Source organism: Faecalibacterium sp. I4-1-79, assembly GCF_023347235.1.
GTDB classification, from domain to species: Bacteria; Bacillota; Clostridia; order Oscillospirales; family Ruminococcaceae; genus Faecalibacterium; species Faecalibacterium tardum.
Genome location: NZ_CP094467.1, coordinates 789,132 through 802,046, shown reverse-complemented (window position 1 = coordinate 802,046; position 12,915 = coordinate 789,132). Strand labels below are relative to the sequence as shown.

The window sequence follows — 12,915 nt, the reverse complement described above, 5'->3', positions numbered from 1 at the left end:
AAAAAGCGCAGCGTCCTGCGTGTTTTGGCGCAGAAAAAGTAACTCTTCAAAACTCTATGGGTCATAGGGGACTTTTGAACAGTCGCCCTTGCCGGGGGCGGGACGATTTGAAATGCGCTCCGCTGCGCTCTGCGCATCATCAGAGGAAAAATTATTTATAATTTCGCGTTTGTCGCGGCCTGCGGGCCGCTCCAAACGCTATTTTCACGGGAGGGGTCGTAACGGGAAACTGCATTTGCAGCGCCGCTTTCTGCGAAAGCGCGGCGCTGCGGGGCAGCAGGCTTGCCCTCTCAGTCTCGCTGCGCGCCAGCTCCCCCAAAGGGGGAGCCCTTGGCATGGCGGGAAAGTTCCCGGTTGAACTGCAAAGCTTGCGGGCGCGCTCGCTCCCCCTTGGGGGAGCTGTCGCGCAGCGACTGAGGGGCTATAAATGGAGAAGCGAAAAAAGCGTTAAAGCGATAGCGCCGACTGGCGCAGCGCTAGCTTTTTTGTGCTTCGACTTCTTCTTTAGGATTGTCAAGGGCGAGCAGCCCTTGGCCCGTTGCGGGGTGGGTGGAGTCCAGAGGTAGGGAGGGGGGAGTCGGAACACCCCTCCCTGCCTCTGGCCCAGCGGAGCGTCCTTGCCCGCTGCTGGCAGGCAGAAAGTTGCCCCGCGGAGCGCGGCGCATTCCCAATCGTCCCCACCTCCCGGTTGAACTGCAAAGTGCCCGGTTTCGCCAGAGGCTCCCTCTGGGAGGGAGCTGGCAAAGCCGTCAGGCTTTGACTGAGGGAGTTTCCTCCTCTTCCACCATCCGCTCATAGTCGGCGGTAAAAAGGCGCTGGGGCAAAGCGCTGGTCATGGCAAGGGCGGCGCTCCACTTTTCCTCGTCCGTCAGCTCCCCGCTCACCGGCGGAAAGTGCGCCAGAATGGCGTCCAGCTCCTGCTGCACCCGCTTTGCCACCCAGATGCCGCGGTCGGTCAGGTAAATTTTACCGTAGTACTCCTTTACGATCATGCCCTGCTCCATGAGCAGGTTCAAAATGCGCACCACCGAGGGCTTTGTCACCCCCAGCTTTTCCGCAATGCTGCGGGAGCTGATGTCCAGATGGGTGCGGCTTACCTCGTAGATGGCCAGCAGATAGCGCAGATGCGCTGCGGTCAGCTGCATACCGGTCACTCTCCTTTTTACGCGCCGGGGCCTGCCCGGTGTTATCATAAGCTAACTTTGTTTTGCTTAAAAAAGAGCGCGAGCCGAGAGTTTCAGCCCGCGCTCCTAAGGTGTATCTGAAAACAAAGAAAATGACGGATATTTCGCAAGCACAAGCGGGATTTAAGGCAAATAGCCGCAGGAATCCTTTGTGGATTTCAAGGCTGTTTAACGCAAAAGCCAGCTGTGCTTGTAGAAATAGACTAAATTTTCGACTTTTCAGATGCACCCTGGTTCAGTGTTCAGTGTTTAGTGGCAGCCCTTACAGTGGCTGCAATCGCCGCCGCAGCTGCAGCCGCCGCCGTGCTTGTGGGTGTGCCATACGACCCAGCCCAGCGCGCCGAATACCAGCGCTGCCACGATGATGGTGGGCAGATTAAAGTTTGTTGCAATAAATTCCGTCATACAGTACACACCCTTTCGTTTCTATCAGATGCGGGAAGTATCCAGCTTTACTTCGTTGTTGTTTGCGTACTTGTTGGGGCGCACCATCAGGTAGATAAACGCTGCCAGCACCACAACAGCCACCACGGTGAACAGGCCGAAGTGCACCTCGCCGGTGATAAGGCCGCCCAGCTGATACACCACCAGCGCAGCGCAGTAAGCCAGAGCACACATGTAACCAATGGCGATGGCCGTCCACTTGCCGTTATTCATCTCGCGCTTGATGGCGCCCATAGCAGCAAAGCAGGGAGCGCACAGCAGGTTGAAGATCATGAAGGCGTAAGCGGACAGAGCGGTGTAGTCCTTCGCAACAGCAGCCCAGATCTCGTCGCCGTTCTCAGACAGCTCGCCGCCGAAGTGATACAGAACACCGAAGGTACCAACCACGTTCTCCTTTGCAATCAGGCCGGAGACGGAAGCGACGGTTGCACGCCAGTTGCCGAAGCCCAGAGGTGCAAAGATCCATGCGACCTTGGTAGCGATAGCAGCCAGCACGGAGTTGTCCTGATCCTCGACCATACCGAAGGCACCGTTCTCGAAGCCGAAGCCCTGCATAAACCACAGCACAACGGTAGCGAGCAAAATCACAGAGCCTGCGCGCTTGATGAAGGACCAGCCGCGCTCCCAAGTTGCCCGCAGCACGTTGCCCCATGCGGGCACATGGTAGGCGGGCAGCTCCATGACGAAGGGAGCGGGATCACCTGCGAAGAGCTTGGTCTTTTTCAGCATGATGCCGGAGCAGATGATGGCTGCCATGCCGATGAAGTAGGCAGACACTGCCACCAGCGAAGAACCGCCGAACAGTGCACCGGCGATCAGGCCGATGATGGGCATCTTTGCGCCGCAGGGGATGAAGCAGGTGGTCATGATGGTCATGCGGCGGTCACGCTCGTTCTCGATGGTACGGCTTGCCATAACGCCCGGCACGCCGCAGCCGGTGCCCACCAGCACCGGGATAAAGCTCTTGCCGGAAAGGCCGAACTTGCGGAAGATGCGGTCCATGATAAAGGCCACACGGGACATATAGCCCACATCCTCCAGAATGGACAGCAGGAAGAACAGCACCAGCATCTGGGGCACAAAGCCCAGCACCGCGCCCACACCGGCCACGATGCCGTCCATGATCAGGCCGTACAGCCAGCCCGCCACGCCGATGCTCTCCAAAAAGCCGCCCAGCGCATTGGGAACGATCTCACCGAACAGCACATCGTTGGTCCAGTCGGTGGCAAAGGTACCGATGGCCCAGCCGCCGTCCGCAATGGAGGTGCCCATGGACAGGGAGTACATCAGGTACATCACCACTGCAAAGATGGGCAGTGCCAGCACACGGTTGGTGACGATCCGGTCGATCTTATCGGAAACGGTCAGGTGCTCCACGCGGGCCTTCTTCTTGACAGCCTTGCCCACCACGGTGTTGATGTAGGCGTAGCGCTGGTTGGTGATGATGCTCTCGGCGTCATCGTCCATCTCTTTTTCGCAGTCCTGAATGTGCTCGTCGATGTGGTCCACCAGTGCCTTGTCCAGCTTCAGCTCTTCCAGCACCTTGTCGTCCCGCTCGAAGAGCTTGACGGCGTACCAGCGCAGGAAGCGGTCGTCCACCTTGCCCTGAATGGACTCTTCGATGTGGGCAATGGCGTGCTCCACACTGCCGGTGAACACATGGGGCAGCTCGCCGGTCTTGCCGGCCTTGGCGGCGGCTACCGCAGCCTTTGCGGCGGCCTCGGTGCCCTCGCCCTTCAACGCGCTGATCTCCACTGCCTGACAGCCCAGCTCTGCGCTCAGCTTCTTCAGGTCGATCTTATCGCCGTTCTTGCGCACCAAGTCGATCATGTTCACAGCCATGACCACCGGGATGCCCAGCTCGATGAGCTGGGTGGTCAGGTAGAGGTTGCGCTCGATGTTGGTGCCGTCGATGATGTTCAGGATGGCGTCGGGCTTCTCCTTCACAAGGTAAGTACGGGAGACCACCTCTTCCAGCGTGTAGGGGGACAGTGAGTAGATGCCGGGCAGGTCCTGAATGATCACGTCCTTGTCGCCCTTGAGTTTGCCTTCCTTTTTTTCCACGGTCACGCCGGGCCAGTTGCCCACATACTGGTTGGAGCCGGTCAGGTTGTTGAACAGGGTCGTTTTGCCGCAGTTCGGGTTGCCGGCCAGTGCAATTTTAATGCTCATTGCGGATACCTTTCCTCCCTTTTGGTCGTATCAGACCACTTCGATCATCTCAGCGTCGGCCTTGCGCACGCTCAGCTCGTAGTTGCGCACGGTAAGCTCCATGGGGTCGCCCAGCGGCGCTACCTTGCGCACATAGATCTGCACCCCCTTGGTGATGCCCATATCCATGATGCGGCGCTTCACCGGGCCTTCGCCGTGCAGCCGTGCCACGGTGGCGGTCTCGCCCACCTTTACGTCTTTCAGTGTTTTCATCGTACTCGTTCCTCCCTTGCAGTATTTCATGCAGCACCGGGAAGGCGCTGCCTCAGTCCACCATGATGCGGCTTGCCATGGTCTTATCCAGTGCCAGCCGGCTCTGCTTGACCTGCACGATCAGGTTGCCCGCGATCTCGTTGACCACGGTCACCTCGCTGCCAACCACGAACCCCAGCTCGGCCAGATGCAGCCGCACCTCGTCCTTGCCGCTGATCCTGCGGATGGTGACGGTCTCGCCTGCTTTTGTCATCGTCAAAGGCATCATCGCTGTGCTCCCCTTCCCTTGAAAAATATGTGATGCTGCGGTGGTTAGTCAGCCGTAACTATCAGCGTAGATAGTTTACCGCTGCTAACCAAGCTTGTCAATAGTTTTTTCATATCTCATAGTTAGTTTATATGAACAAACAAAATTTATGCCGGTATCGCCCTGCATTTTTATCAAAATCATCAATAACTAACTCTATTTTTTGAAGTAAAAGTTAGCCAATGTTTACATTTTCAGAGGGTCGTTTTGCCCTTTTATAGGGCAGGGTGACGAGAGAAGAACCCTCTCAGTCATCTCGCTGCGCTCGATGCCAGCTCCCCCGAAGGGGGAGCTTTTCGGCTCCTTCCGGTAAGTAGAGCAAAACCTCCCCCTTTCGGGGGAGGTGGATTTGCGAAGCAAAGACGGAGAGGGTTCGCTCCCGCAAACGTCCTCGCCCTCTCAGGCGCTCCCGCGCCAGCTCCCCCAAAGGGGGAGCCAAGCCGTAAAGTTCATCACTAAAGTTTTAGGTGCAATGAGAAAGCTTCCGGCAGTGCTCTTGGCTCTCCCTTTGGGAGAGCTGTCACCGCAGGTGACTGAGAGGGCGAGCCTGCTGCCCCGCAGCGCCGCGCTTTCGCAGAAAGCGGCGTTGCAAATGCCGTTTCCCTCCACGACCCCCTCCCGTGAAAATGGGATAGCGGAGCGCCCGCAGGCGCTCCGCTATCCCGAAATTATAAATAATCTTTCCGCTATTTATGCGCAGAGCAACGCGGAGCGCATTCAAAATCGTCCCCCAAACACACGACCGCCCGGCACAGGGGTCAAAACTGCACCGGGCGGTCATGTGTAAAAAGGAGGATCGCTCTCTCCTGTGTCGGATGCATAGGAGAGTTGCCAGGATAAAAGAGAGTATTTGAAAAGAGAATATCAATTTTTCAGGCGGCCACTGCCAGCTTTAAAATAGGCGTGCCGCTGTGGAACAGCCGCAGGTACACCGCCGTGCACTTGGCCAGCTGGTCAAAGTGCTGCTGGGCGGCGGCGGGGTCGCCGTAGGACTTCCAGCACCCGCAGCAGGTAAAGCACTTGCCCCGGTGGCGGATAAAGCCCACCACGTCCTCCAGCGGATAGCCCAGAAATACCCCGATCTCATGAGGGAAATCCGCCGCCTCTGCCGCACAGCACAGACGCAGGCTGAGCTGGTCGAGCAAGGCACCGCAGTCTGCGGCGTCCTCCGGCAGACGGTAGCCCTCCCGGGCTAAAAAGCCGCGCACGGCGGCATCTGCCAGCACCGTTTGCAGCTTGGCGGCGCGGTAGACGTACACCAGATACTGCCGGGTAGCAATGCACCCCCGCAGCACCCGCACCTGCAAGCCCTTGGGGTTCAGCTGGGCGTTCCAGCCCGCCACCCGCCGGGCAAGATCGGCACGGTCGCGCGTTTCGTAGCGGAACAGCCCCGCAGGCTTCAGCCCCGCCAGTACCGGGGCACATTGTTCGATCATTACGGTCTCAAAATCACGCTCCATGGCGGTTCTCCTTTGGCGGCGGTGTCAGGGTCAGTGTGCCCCGGATGCCGGGCTGTTATAAGTAAGACGCAGCTAACCATCACTTCAAAAAAAGAAGCAGCACGCCCGGGCTGCGGGCACTGCCGGTGGGGTCTCACATGGTTAGTTATTTCTAACGTCAGTAGTGTACCACACCGCAGCGGGGCGTGTCAAGCCCTTCCGGCAAAAAAGTTATTTATGACAAACCGCGTCCGTGCTACCCTTCCGGCGGCGGTTATGATATAATCGGGGTATTCTCGGGTCTGCCCCTTGGGGCGCACCCTGCCAAGGAGGCCAAACCCATGCCCACACCCATCACCGCGTCCACCCTGTCTGCGCTGGTTGCCGCTGCGCTGGCGCAAAAGCCCACCCGCCCGCTGGTGCTGGCGCTGGACGGCCGCTGCGGCAGCGGCAAGACCACCCTTGCCAACGCACTGGCGGCGCAGCTGCCCGGCTGCACCCTGCTGCGCACGGATGATTTCTACCTGCCGCCCGCCCGGCGCAGCCCGGACTGGGCACACACCCCCTGCGCCAACATGGACCTTACCCGTCTGCGGGACGAAGCCCTGCGCCCGGCCTACGCGGGGCAGACGGTGGACTACCGGGCGTACAGCTGCCGGGAGGGGGCTTATCTGCCCCCGGCACAGCTGCCCGCGCAGCCGCTGGTGATTTTAGAGGGCAGTTACAGCCACCACCCGCTGCTGCACCCCTACGAGACGCTGCGGGTGTTTGTGACCTGCACCAAGGCCGAGCAGACCCGGCGCTTACAGGCGCGGGAGGGCGCCCGCTACGCGGATTTTGCCGCCCGGTGGGTGCCGCTGGAGGAGGGGTACTTTGCGCAGTACGGCATAGCCGAAAACGCGGATTTTGTGGTGGAGACCACCGGGAGCGGGACGATTTAGAATGCGCGCCGCTCCGCGGGGAAAGTTTTTGCCTGCCGTCAGCGTGCAGGGACGCTCCGCTGGGCCAGAGGCAGGGAGGGGTGTTCCGACTCCCCCCTCCCTACCTCTGGACTCCACCCACCCCGCAACAGCAACGACGACGACCGCCGCCAGCGGCGGAAACAGGGAGGAGTTGTTGGGGCAGCGGCCAGCAAGACGCGAGTGCCGCCCAAGGCACGAAGCGGATGCTGGGTGCCGCAACCCGTTTCCAAGGGCTCCTCGCCCTTAACAAACCTAAAGAAGAAGTCGAAGCACAAAAAAGCTAGCGCTGCGCCAGTCGGCGCTATCGCTTTAACGCTTTTTTCGCTTCTCCATTTATAGCCCCTCAGTCGCTGCGCGACAGCTCCCCCAAGGGGGAGCCTTTGGGTGCTGCCGGAAACATTGCCGCCGCCGCTGAAGCCTTCACCCGCCGGGGGAAGGTGGCGCGCAGCGCCGGATGAGGGGCAGCACCCATTAGCCTTGCTGCGCCCTCTCAGGCGCTCCCGCGCCAGCTCTCCCAAAGGGAGAGCCAAGGTCTAAGGCTCGTTGCTAAAGTTTTAAGTGTAATGAGAAAGTTTCCGGCAGTGCTCTTGGCTCTCCCTTTGGGAGAGCTGGCAAGCCCGACAGGGCTTGACTGAGAGGGCGCGCTCCCCCTTCGGGGGCGCTGTCACCGCAGGTGACTGAGAGGGTTCGTGCCCCAACCAAAAACTCCCTCTGCATCTCACGGTGCAGAGGGAGTTCAAATTTACAATCTGTTACTTATTCTTGTACATATCCTGATAGTAGTTCTGGTAATCGCCGCTGGTGACGTGGTTCATCCACTCCTCGTGGTTCAGGTACCAGTCGATGGTCAGCACGATGCCCTTCTCAAAGGGAGTTTCGGGGTACCAGCCCAGATCGTTCTTGATCTTGGTGGGGTCGATGCCGTAGCGGCGGTCGTGGCCCAGACGGTCGGCGACGTGCTTGATCAGCTCCTCGCTGATGCCCTCGTCCTGCAGGCGGTCGTGCAGCTGGTTGATGATGGTCTTGACGATGAAGATGTTGGGGCGCTCGTTGTGGCCGCCCACGTTGTACACCTCGCCGATCTTGCCGCCGTTTGCCACCATATCAATGGCCTTGCAGTGATCCTCCACATACAGCCAGTCGCGGATCTGCATACCGTCGCCGTAGACGGGCAGCTGCTTGTGGTGCTTGACGTTGTTGATCATCAGGGGGATCAGCTTCTCCGGGAACTGGTAGGGGCCGTAGTTGTTGGAGCAGCGGGTGATGTTCACCGGCATGCCGTAGGTGTCGTGGAAGGCCATGACGAACATATCGGCGCTGGCCTTGGAGGAGGAGTAGGGGCTGTGGGGGCACAGGGGCGTGGTCTCCATAAAGAAGCCGTCTGCACCCAGAGCGCCGTACACCTCATCGGTGGACACCTGTAGGTACTTCTTGCCTTCCTTCCAAGTCTTGGCATCGGCGTCGTACCATGCCTCCTTGGCGCGCTGCAGCAGGTTGACAGTGCCCATCACGTTGCTCTGCACAAAAATTTCGGGGTTCTTGATGGAGCGGTCCACATGGCTCTCGGCGGCAAAGTTGATGACGTAGTCGAAATCGTACTTTGCAAACAGGCTCTCCACCAGCTCCTTGTCGCAGATATCGCCCTGCACGAACACATGGCGGGGGTCGCCCTCCACGTCCTTCAGATTTTCCAGATTGCCCGCGTAGGTCAGCTTATCCAGATTGACCAGCAGGATCTCCGGGTATTTTTTGAGCATATAGTGCACAAAGTTGGAACCGATAAAACCGGCACAGCCGGTGATCAGATAGGTTTTCATAGGTCAGTATCCCTCTTTATTTATTTGTTGTTGTCCCCGGACTGCGGGCGGGCTGCGGCGCGGGCGCGTTCCTCCTCGGCGCAGCAGTACTTTGCCACAATGCTGTTCATGGTCTTGCCCATGGCGTCGGTGTATGCTTCCAGCCCTTTGTTCATGCTGTGAAGCTCCTCATAGGTGGCTTGGGTGTACCGTGCCAGACCCTCGCTCATGTTGCTGAGCTCCTTGTGGGTCTCTTTGGTGTACTCCACCAGCTCCGCGAAGGCGTACAGCGCCCATGCAAGGAACATTTGCAGCACCCAGAACACCACGGCGACCACCAGCCCCAGCACGATGGCTGAAAACCGGCTGAAAGGCTTCAGCATTTCATGGACCGCGCCGCACAGCATGGATGCAAGCACAAAGGCCAGCACACACTGCACCTTTGCAAGGATCTTTAATATCTTGACAGATCTGCCAAAAATCGCATCAAACATGATACATCCTCAGTTCTTCCGCAGGGGGGATTTTCAGTTTTTTCTCAGCCCTTCATGCCGTTTTCGCCGTCCCAGTGGGCGAAGAAGCAGGCCAGCGCATCCTTCCAGTCGCGGACATCGTTGCCCACGGTGCAGCGCAGCATCCGGTTGTCCAGTGCGCTCCACTTGGGGCGGTCGGCGCTGTCCGGGTGCTTTGCCTTGTACTCCTCGCTGGTGCAGGGGGCAACGGTAGCGTCCACACCGGAAAGGCGGATGATCTCGGCAGCAAAATCGTACCACGAGCAGATGCCCTCGCCGGTGCAGTGGTACAGGCCGTACTCGTGGGTCACGCACAGCTGCAAGATCTCGTGGGCGAGGTCGGCAGCGTTGGTGGGGTTGCCGCACTGGTCGTTGACCACCTCCAGCTTGCCGAACTTTTTGCCCGCGTTCACGATGGTCTTGACAAAGTTTTTGCCGTAGTAGCTGTACAGCCATGCGGTGCGCACGATGAAGTGGCGGTGGCAGAACCGCTCCACATACTTTTCGCCCATGAGCTTGGTAGAGCCGTAGGCGCTGATGGGCCCGGGCAGGGTGGCTTCATCCTGCGGGATGCCGCCGTTCTCCCGACCGGAGAACACATAGTCGGTGGAAACGTGCACCAGCCGTGCGCCGGTTTTTTCGGCAGCCTGCGCCAGATTGCGGGGGCCAAGGGCGTTTGCCTTAAAGGCATCGTCGTGGTGCACCTCGCACCCGTCCACGTTGGTGTAGGCGGCGCAGTTGATGATGATATCCGGGCGGTTGCGCCGCACGAACTCGTCCACCATCCTGTAGTTGGAGATATCCAGCTCCGGCAGATCCACCGGGATCACCGTAGCGTTGAGCAGCTTTTCGGGGATGGGACCCAGCTCGCTGCGGCCCTCCTGCAGCTGCTTGAGCAGCTCTGTGCCCAGCTGCCCCTTGCAGCCTGTGACAATGATTTTCATACCAATGTGCCTTTCCTTATGCTTAGTAGCGCAGCTTGCCGTCGGCCACGTTCTTCAGATGCTGGCCGTAGGGGCTCTTGCCGTAGCGCTCGGCGCTTTCCAGCAAGGTGTCGCGGTCGATCCAGCCGTACTTGAAAGCGATCTCCTCCGGTGCGCTGATCTTGATGCCCTGACGCTTTTCGATCATGTGCACAAAGTCGGCAGCCTCCACAAGGCTCTCCATCGTGCCGGTGTCCAGCCATGCAAAGCCGCGGCCCAGCAGCTGCACATCCAGCTCGTCCTTCTTCAGGTACATATCGTTCAGGGTGGTGATCTCCAGCTCGCCGCGGGCAGAGGGCTTTACCTGCTTTGCCATCTGCACCACTTCCTTGTTGTAGAAGTACAGACCGGTGATGGCGTAGTTGGACTTGGGATGCTGGGGCTTTTCCTCCACGCTGAGCACCTTGCCGTCCTTGTCGAACTCCACGATGCCAAAGCGCTCGGGGTCCTGCACATAGTAGCCGAACACGGTGCAGCGGCCCTTGTTCTCTGCGTTGGCCACGGCGCTCTTGAGCAGCTTGGAGAAGCCGTTGCCGTAGAAAATGTTATCGCCCAGGATCATGGCGCAGCAGTCGTCGCCAATGAACTCCTCGCCCAGAATAAAGGCCTGTGCCAGACCATCCGGGGAGGGCTGCACCTTATACTGCAGATGGATGCCGTACTGGCTGCCATCGCCCAGCAGCGCCTCAAAGCGGGGCGTATCGGTAGGGGTAGAGATGATCAGGATATCCTGAATGCCCGCCAGCATAAGGGTGGACAGCGGATAGTAGATCATGGGCTTGTCGTAGACCGGCAGCAGCTGTTTGCTGGTGACCATGGTCAAGGGATAGAGCCGTGTGCCGGCACCGCCGGCGAGAATAATGCCTTTCATACTTGTGCACTCCTTTTTTCTGATAAAAAGATGTGCAGCTTAATTCAAAGCGGAGCTGCGTCCGCTGTAAACAATTTTGGGTCTGCCGCGTCCGCATTTTTGCAAAAGACGATGGCAGTACACTTTATTTTACTATGAAAATACAGAAAAAGCAAGAAAGAACGGCTCTTCCAGAAAAAATTCTCTGGCAAAGCCGTTCCTGTATTTTTCTTTGGCTGCACTCAGTCTGCTGCTCCCGGCTGCAAAAAGTTATCCAGCCATGCTGCAAAGGTGTAGCGTTTTTCTGCCGCTTCCGGCAGCGGCTGATACGCAGCCTGCAAAAAGGCAGGCAGTTTTTCCTGCGCACCCGGCTCCCAGATAAGGACGTTGCACGGATGATACAGCGGGGTCTTACGGATCGCAGCGTTGTTCGTGATCAGCTTTTTGTGATAGAACATTGCCTCCAGCGCCCGGACCGTAATGCCCACCTGCCGGCTCTGCACCACCTCCACCACAATGTCACTCTGGATGGTGTGCTGCAAAAACTCTTCGTACGGCAGTCCTTTTGTCTTGATCCACGCGGCGTCCTCAGCCGCATACCGCCGGAGCGGCTCACTTACAAGACAGAAATCCGTGGCAACGCCCTGCCTGCGCAGCGCCTCCCGCATTTCCTTCATCATGGGATAGCGTCCCTTATCGACACAGGCCGAAAATGCCGTAAGACCGGCTTTGCCGTCTGCGTTTTCCCGGACAGGCAGGGCCTCCGGCGCAAAATAGAACTGCTCGTTCAGCTTCCAGCCAAACTTTTTTGCATCTACTGCATCAAACGTCCAGTTTTCGCAGCGGCGGCGCAGCGGAGCATTTCCGCGCAGCCATGTGCGATTGGTGATATTCCAGTTCCAGAGCACCAGCCTTGTCCGGCTCGGGTCGATCCGTTTTTTCAGGTACAAAAACAGTGCCGGTTCCTCAAACAGCACGATCAGCCGATACTGCGCCAGATAGCGCGGCGTAAGCTGCCGGAGCTGTAGCGGCCGCAGCACGCTCAGGCCGTATTTTTCCCGGCGGAAATCGCTGATCGGCAGCACAGTGCAGCCGCATTCCTGCATTTTCCGGTTGTAAAAACGCTCAAATCCATTCGTATCCAGCTTGATCAGCAGCACTTCACTCATCTTCATGGCAGTACCTCCTTTACCACGCAAAGCCCCACTTGGAAAAGTAGCGCAGCAGGCTGCGCAGCTGCCACAAAAAAGGCTTCAGGCTGCGGTGCGCCGCGCGGTGCCATGCGTGGATGGCGGTGTACTGGGGCACCAGATACGCCTTGCCCCGGGTGCGCATCTTCTGGGTCAGGTCGGCGTCCTCCACATACATGAAGTACCCCTCGTCAAAGCCGCCCACGGCCTTGAAGGCAGCGGTATCCACCGCCGAAAAGCTGCCGGTGCAGAATTCAATTTCGGTTGGCTTTGTCAGGTCTTTGTCTGCCATCAGGTAGCGGTCGTTGTACTTTGCCCAGAAGCGCAGACAGGGCAGCTGGCGGTAGGCCATGGCGCGCACATTGCACCGGCGCAACGGCAGCTGCTGGGGTCTGCCGTCCGGGAAGGTCAGCCCCGGGCGGGTCATCACCACGCCCGGGTGCGCCGCCATCCAGTCCGCAAGGTCGCTCAGGGTGTCCGCCGTCAGCTGGATATCCGGGTTCAGGATAAAGTGCACCCGGCTGTGCAGCAGCGAGAGCACCGTGTTGTGCCCGGTGCCGAAGCCGCCGTTCTCCAGCCGGCAGAGCACCTGCACCGTCTGCCCGGGGACGGTGCGCAGGGTGCCGTCCTTGGCGGCGGCGGTCAGCTGCTGGCCGCTGCCGTCCGGGCTGGCGTTATCCACCAGATATAAGGTGAGCGGGTAGCGGCGGGTGCAGTCCAGTACGGTCTGGGCGGCCCTGATGGCCTCCCCGGCGCCGTTATACACCACGATACAGGCCGAAAGCTCCATCTGCGTTCCCCCTTTCAGTTCGGTTTGGGTCAAA

13 protein-coding genes are annotated in these 12,915 nt (G+C 59.0%); 1 reads left to right on the top strand and 12 read right to left on the bottom strand.

Features of this window, described 5'->3' with window-relative positions; genetic code table 11:
* Positions 1–749 precede the first annotated feature (749 nt).
* The 6 genes from MTP36_RS03910 to MTP36_RS03885 form a co-directional block, all read right to left on the bottom strand.
* Entirely contained in the window at positions 750–1,145 is a 396-nt protein-coding gene (locus MTP36_RS03910) for a metal-dependent transcriptional regulator (protein ID WP_249253675.1), read from the bottom strand.
* Between the two features lie 288 nt (positions 1,146–1,433).
* Positions 1,434–1,589, bottom strand: coding sequence for a FeoB-associated Cys-rich membrane protein (locus MTP36_RS03905; RefSeq protein WP_117554208.1), 156 nt, complete (start codon positions 1,587–1,589; stop codon positions 1,434–1,436).
* Between the two features lie 24 nt (positions 1,590–1,613).
* Positions 1,614–3,800, bottom strand: coding sequence for a ferrous iron transport protein B (feoB, locus tag MTP36_RS03900; protein WP_249253673.1), 2,187 nt, complete (start codon positions 3,798–3,800; stop codon positions 1,614–1,616).
* 30 nt (positions 3,801–3,830) lie between these two features.
* Complete coding sequence (locus tag MTP36_RS03895; RefSeq protein ID WP_005927392.1) at positions 3,831–4,052, bottom strand: FeoA family protein; 222 nt, start codon at positions 4,050–4,052, stop codon at positions 3,831–3,833.
* 52 nt (positions 4,053–4,104) lie between these two features.
* Positions 4,105–4,320 carry a FeoA family protein gene (locus MTP36_RS03890; protein ID WP_005927389.1) on the bottom strand — a complete coding sequence of 72 codons (216 nt, stop codon included), beginning with the start codon at positions 4,318–4,320 and terminating at the stop codon, positions 4,105–4,107.
* Between the two features lie 911 nt (positions 4,321–5,231).
* A complete protein-coding gene (locus tag MTP36_RS03885; RefSeq protein ID WP_112090589.1) occupies positions 5,232–5,819 on the bottom strand; it encodes a DUF3793 family protein in 588 nt (195 codons plus the stop codon).
* Positions 5,820–6,139: 320 nt separating this feature from the next.
* Here MTP36_RS03885 and MTP36_RS03880 point away from each other — a divergent pair, with 320 nt between their 5' ends.
* On the top strand, positions 6,140–6,739 hold the full coding sequence (locus tag MTP36_RS03880) for a uridine kinase family protein (RefSeq protein WP_249253671.1): 600 nt from the start codon (positions 6,140–6,142) through the stop codon (positions 6,737–6,739).
* A 773-nt stretch (positions 6,740–7,512) separates the two neighbouring features.
* Here the strand turns inward: MTP36_RS03880 and rfbB are convergent.
* From rfbB to MTP36_RS03850, 6 genes are all read right to left on the bottom strand, one after another.
* Complete coding sequence (gene rfbB, locus MTP36_RS03875) at positions 7,513–8,577, bottom strand: dTDP-glucose 4,6-dehydratase (RefSeq protein WP_055187037.1); 1,065 nt, start codon at positions 8,575–8,577, stop codon at positions 7,513–7,515.
* 20 nt (positions 8,578–8,597) lie between these two features.
* Positions 8,598–9,050: a hypothetical protein gene (locus MTP36_RS03870; RefSeq protein WP_249253669.1), complete on the bottom strand. Its 453-nt coding sequence runs from the start codon at positions 9,048–9,050 to the stop codon at positions 8,598–8,600.
* A 44-nt stretch (positions 9,051–9,094) separates the two neighbouring features.
* Complete coding sequence (gene rfbD / locus MTP36_RS03865; RefSeq protein ID WP_005927376.1) at positions 9,095–10,012, bottom strand: dTDP-4-dehydrorhamnose reductase; 918 nt, start codon at positions 10,010–10,012, stop codon at positions 9,095–9,097.
* A gap of 22 nt (positions 10,013–10,034) precedes the next feature.
* Positions 10,035–10,922, bottom strand: coding sequence for a glucose-1-phosphate thymidylyltransferase RfbA (rfbA, locus tag MTP36_RS03860; RefSeq protein ID WP_055187040.1), 888 nt, complete (start codon positions 10,920–10,922; stop codon positions 10,035–10,037).
* Between the two features lie 221 nt (positions 10,923–11,143).
* Positions 11,144–12,076, bottom strand: coding sequence for a hypothetical protein (locus MTP36_RS03855; protein WP_249253667.1), 933 nt, complete (start codon positions 12,074–12,076; stop codon positions 11,144–11,146).
* Between the two features lie 13 nt (positions 12,077–12,089).
* Positions 12,090–12,914 carry a glycosyltransferase gene (locus MTP36_RS03850; RefSeq protein WP_249253665.1) on the bottom strand — a complete coding sequence of 275 codons (825 nt, stop codon included), beginning with the start codon at positions 12,912–12,914 and terminating at the stop codon, positions 12,090–12,092.
* Between the last annotated feature and the right edge of the window lies 1 nt (position 12,915).

Excerpts from the sequence above, each read along its gene's own strand:
- MTP36_RS03910 (WP_249253675.1), bottom strand. The coding sequence starts at position 1,145 with ATGCAGCTGACCGCAGCGCATCTGCGCTATCTGCTGGCCATCTACGAG.
- MTP36_RS03905 (WP_117554208.1), bottom strand. The coding sequence starts at position 1,589 with ATGACGGAATTTATTGCAACAAACTTTAATCTGCCCACCATCATCGTG.
- feoB (WP_249253673.1), bottom strand. The coding sequence starts at position 3,800 with ATGAGCATTAAAATTGCACTGGCCGGCAACCCGAACTGCGGCAAAACG.
- MTP36_RS03895 (WP_005927392.1), bottom strand. The coding sequence starts at position 4,052 with ATGAAAACACTGAAAGACGTAAAGGTGGGCGAGACCGCCACCGTGGCA.
- MTP36_RS03890 (WP_005927389.1), bottom strand. The coding sequence starts at position 4,320 with ATGATGCCTTTGACGATGACAAAAGCAGGCGAGACCGTCACCATCCGC.
- MTP36_RS03885 (WP_112090589.1), bottom strand. The coding sequence starts at position 5,819 with ATGGAGCGTGATTTTGAGACCGTAATGATCGAACAATGTGCCCCGGTA.
- MTP36_RS03880 (WP_249253671.1), top strand. The coding sequence starts at position 6,140 with ATGCCCACACCCATCACCGCGTCCACCCTGTCTGCGCTGGTTGCCGCT.
- rfbB (WP_055187037.1), bottom strand. The coding sequence starts at position 8,577 with ATGAAAACCTATCTGATCACCGGCTGTGCCGGTTTTATCGGTTCCAAC.
- MTP36_RS03870 (WP_249253669.1), bottom strand. The coding sequence starts at position 9,050 with ATGTTTGATGCGATTTTTGGCAGATCTGTCAAGATATTAAAGATCCTT.
- rfbD (WP_005927376.1), bottom strand. The coding sequence starts at position 10,012 with ATGAAAATCATTGTCACAGGCTGCAAGGGGCAGCTGGGCACAGAGCTG.
- rfbA (WP_055187040.1), bottom strand. The coding sequence starts at position 10,922 with ATGAAAGGCATTATTCTCGCCGGCGGTGCCGGCACACGGCTCTATCCC.
- MTP36_RS03855 (WP_249253667.1), bottom strand. The coding sequence starts at position 12,076 with ATGAAGATGAGTGAAGTGCTGCTGATCAAGCTGGATACGAATGGATTT.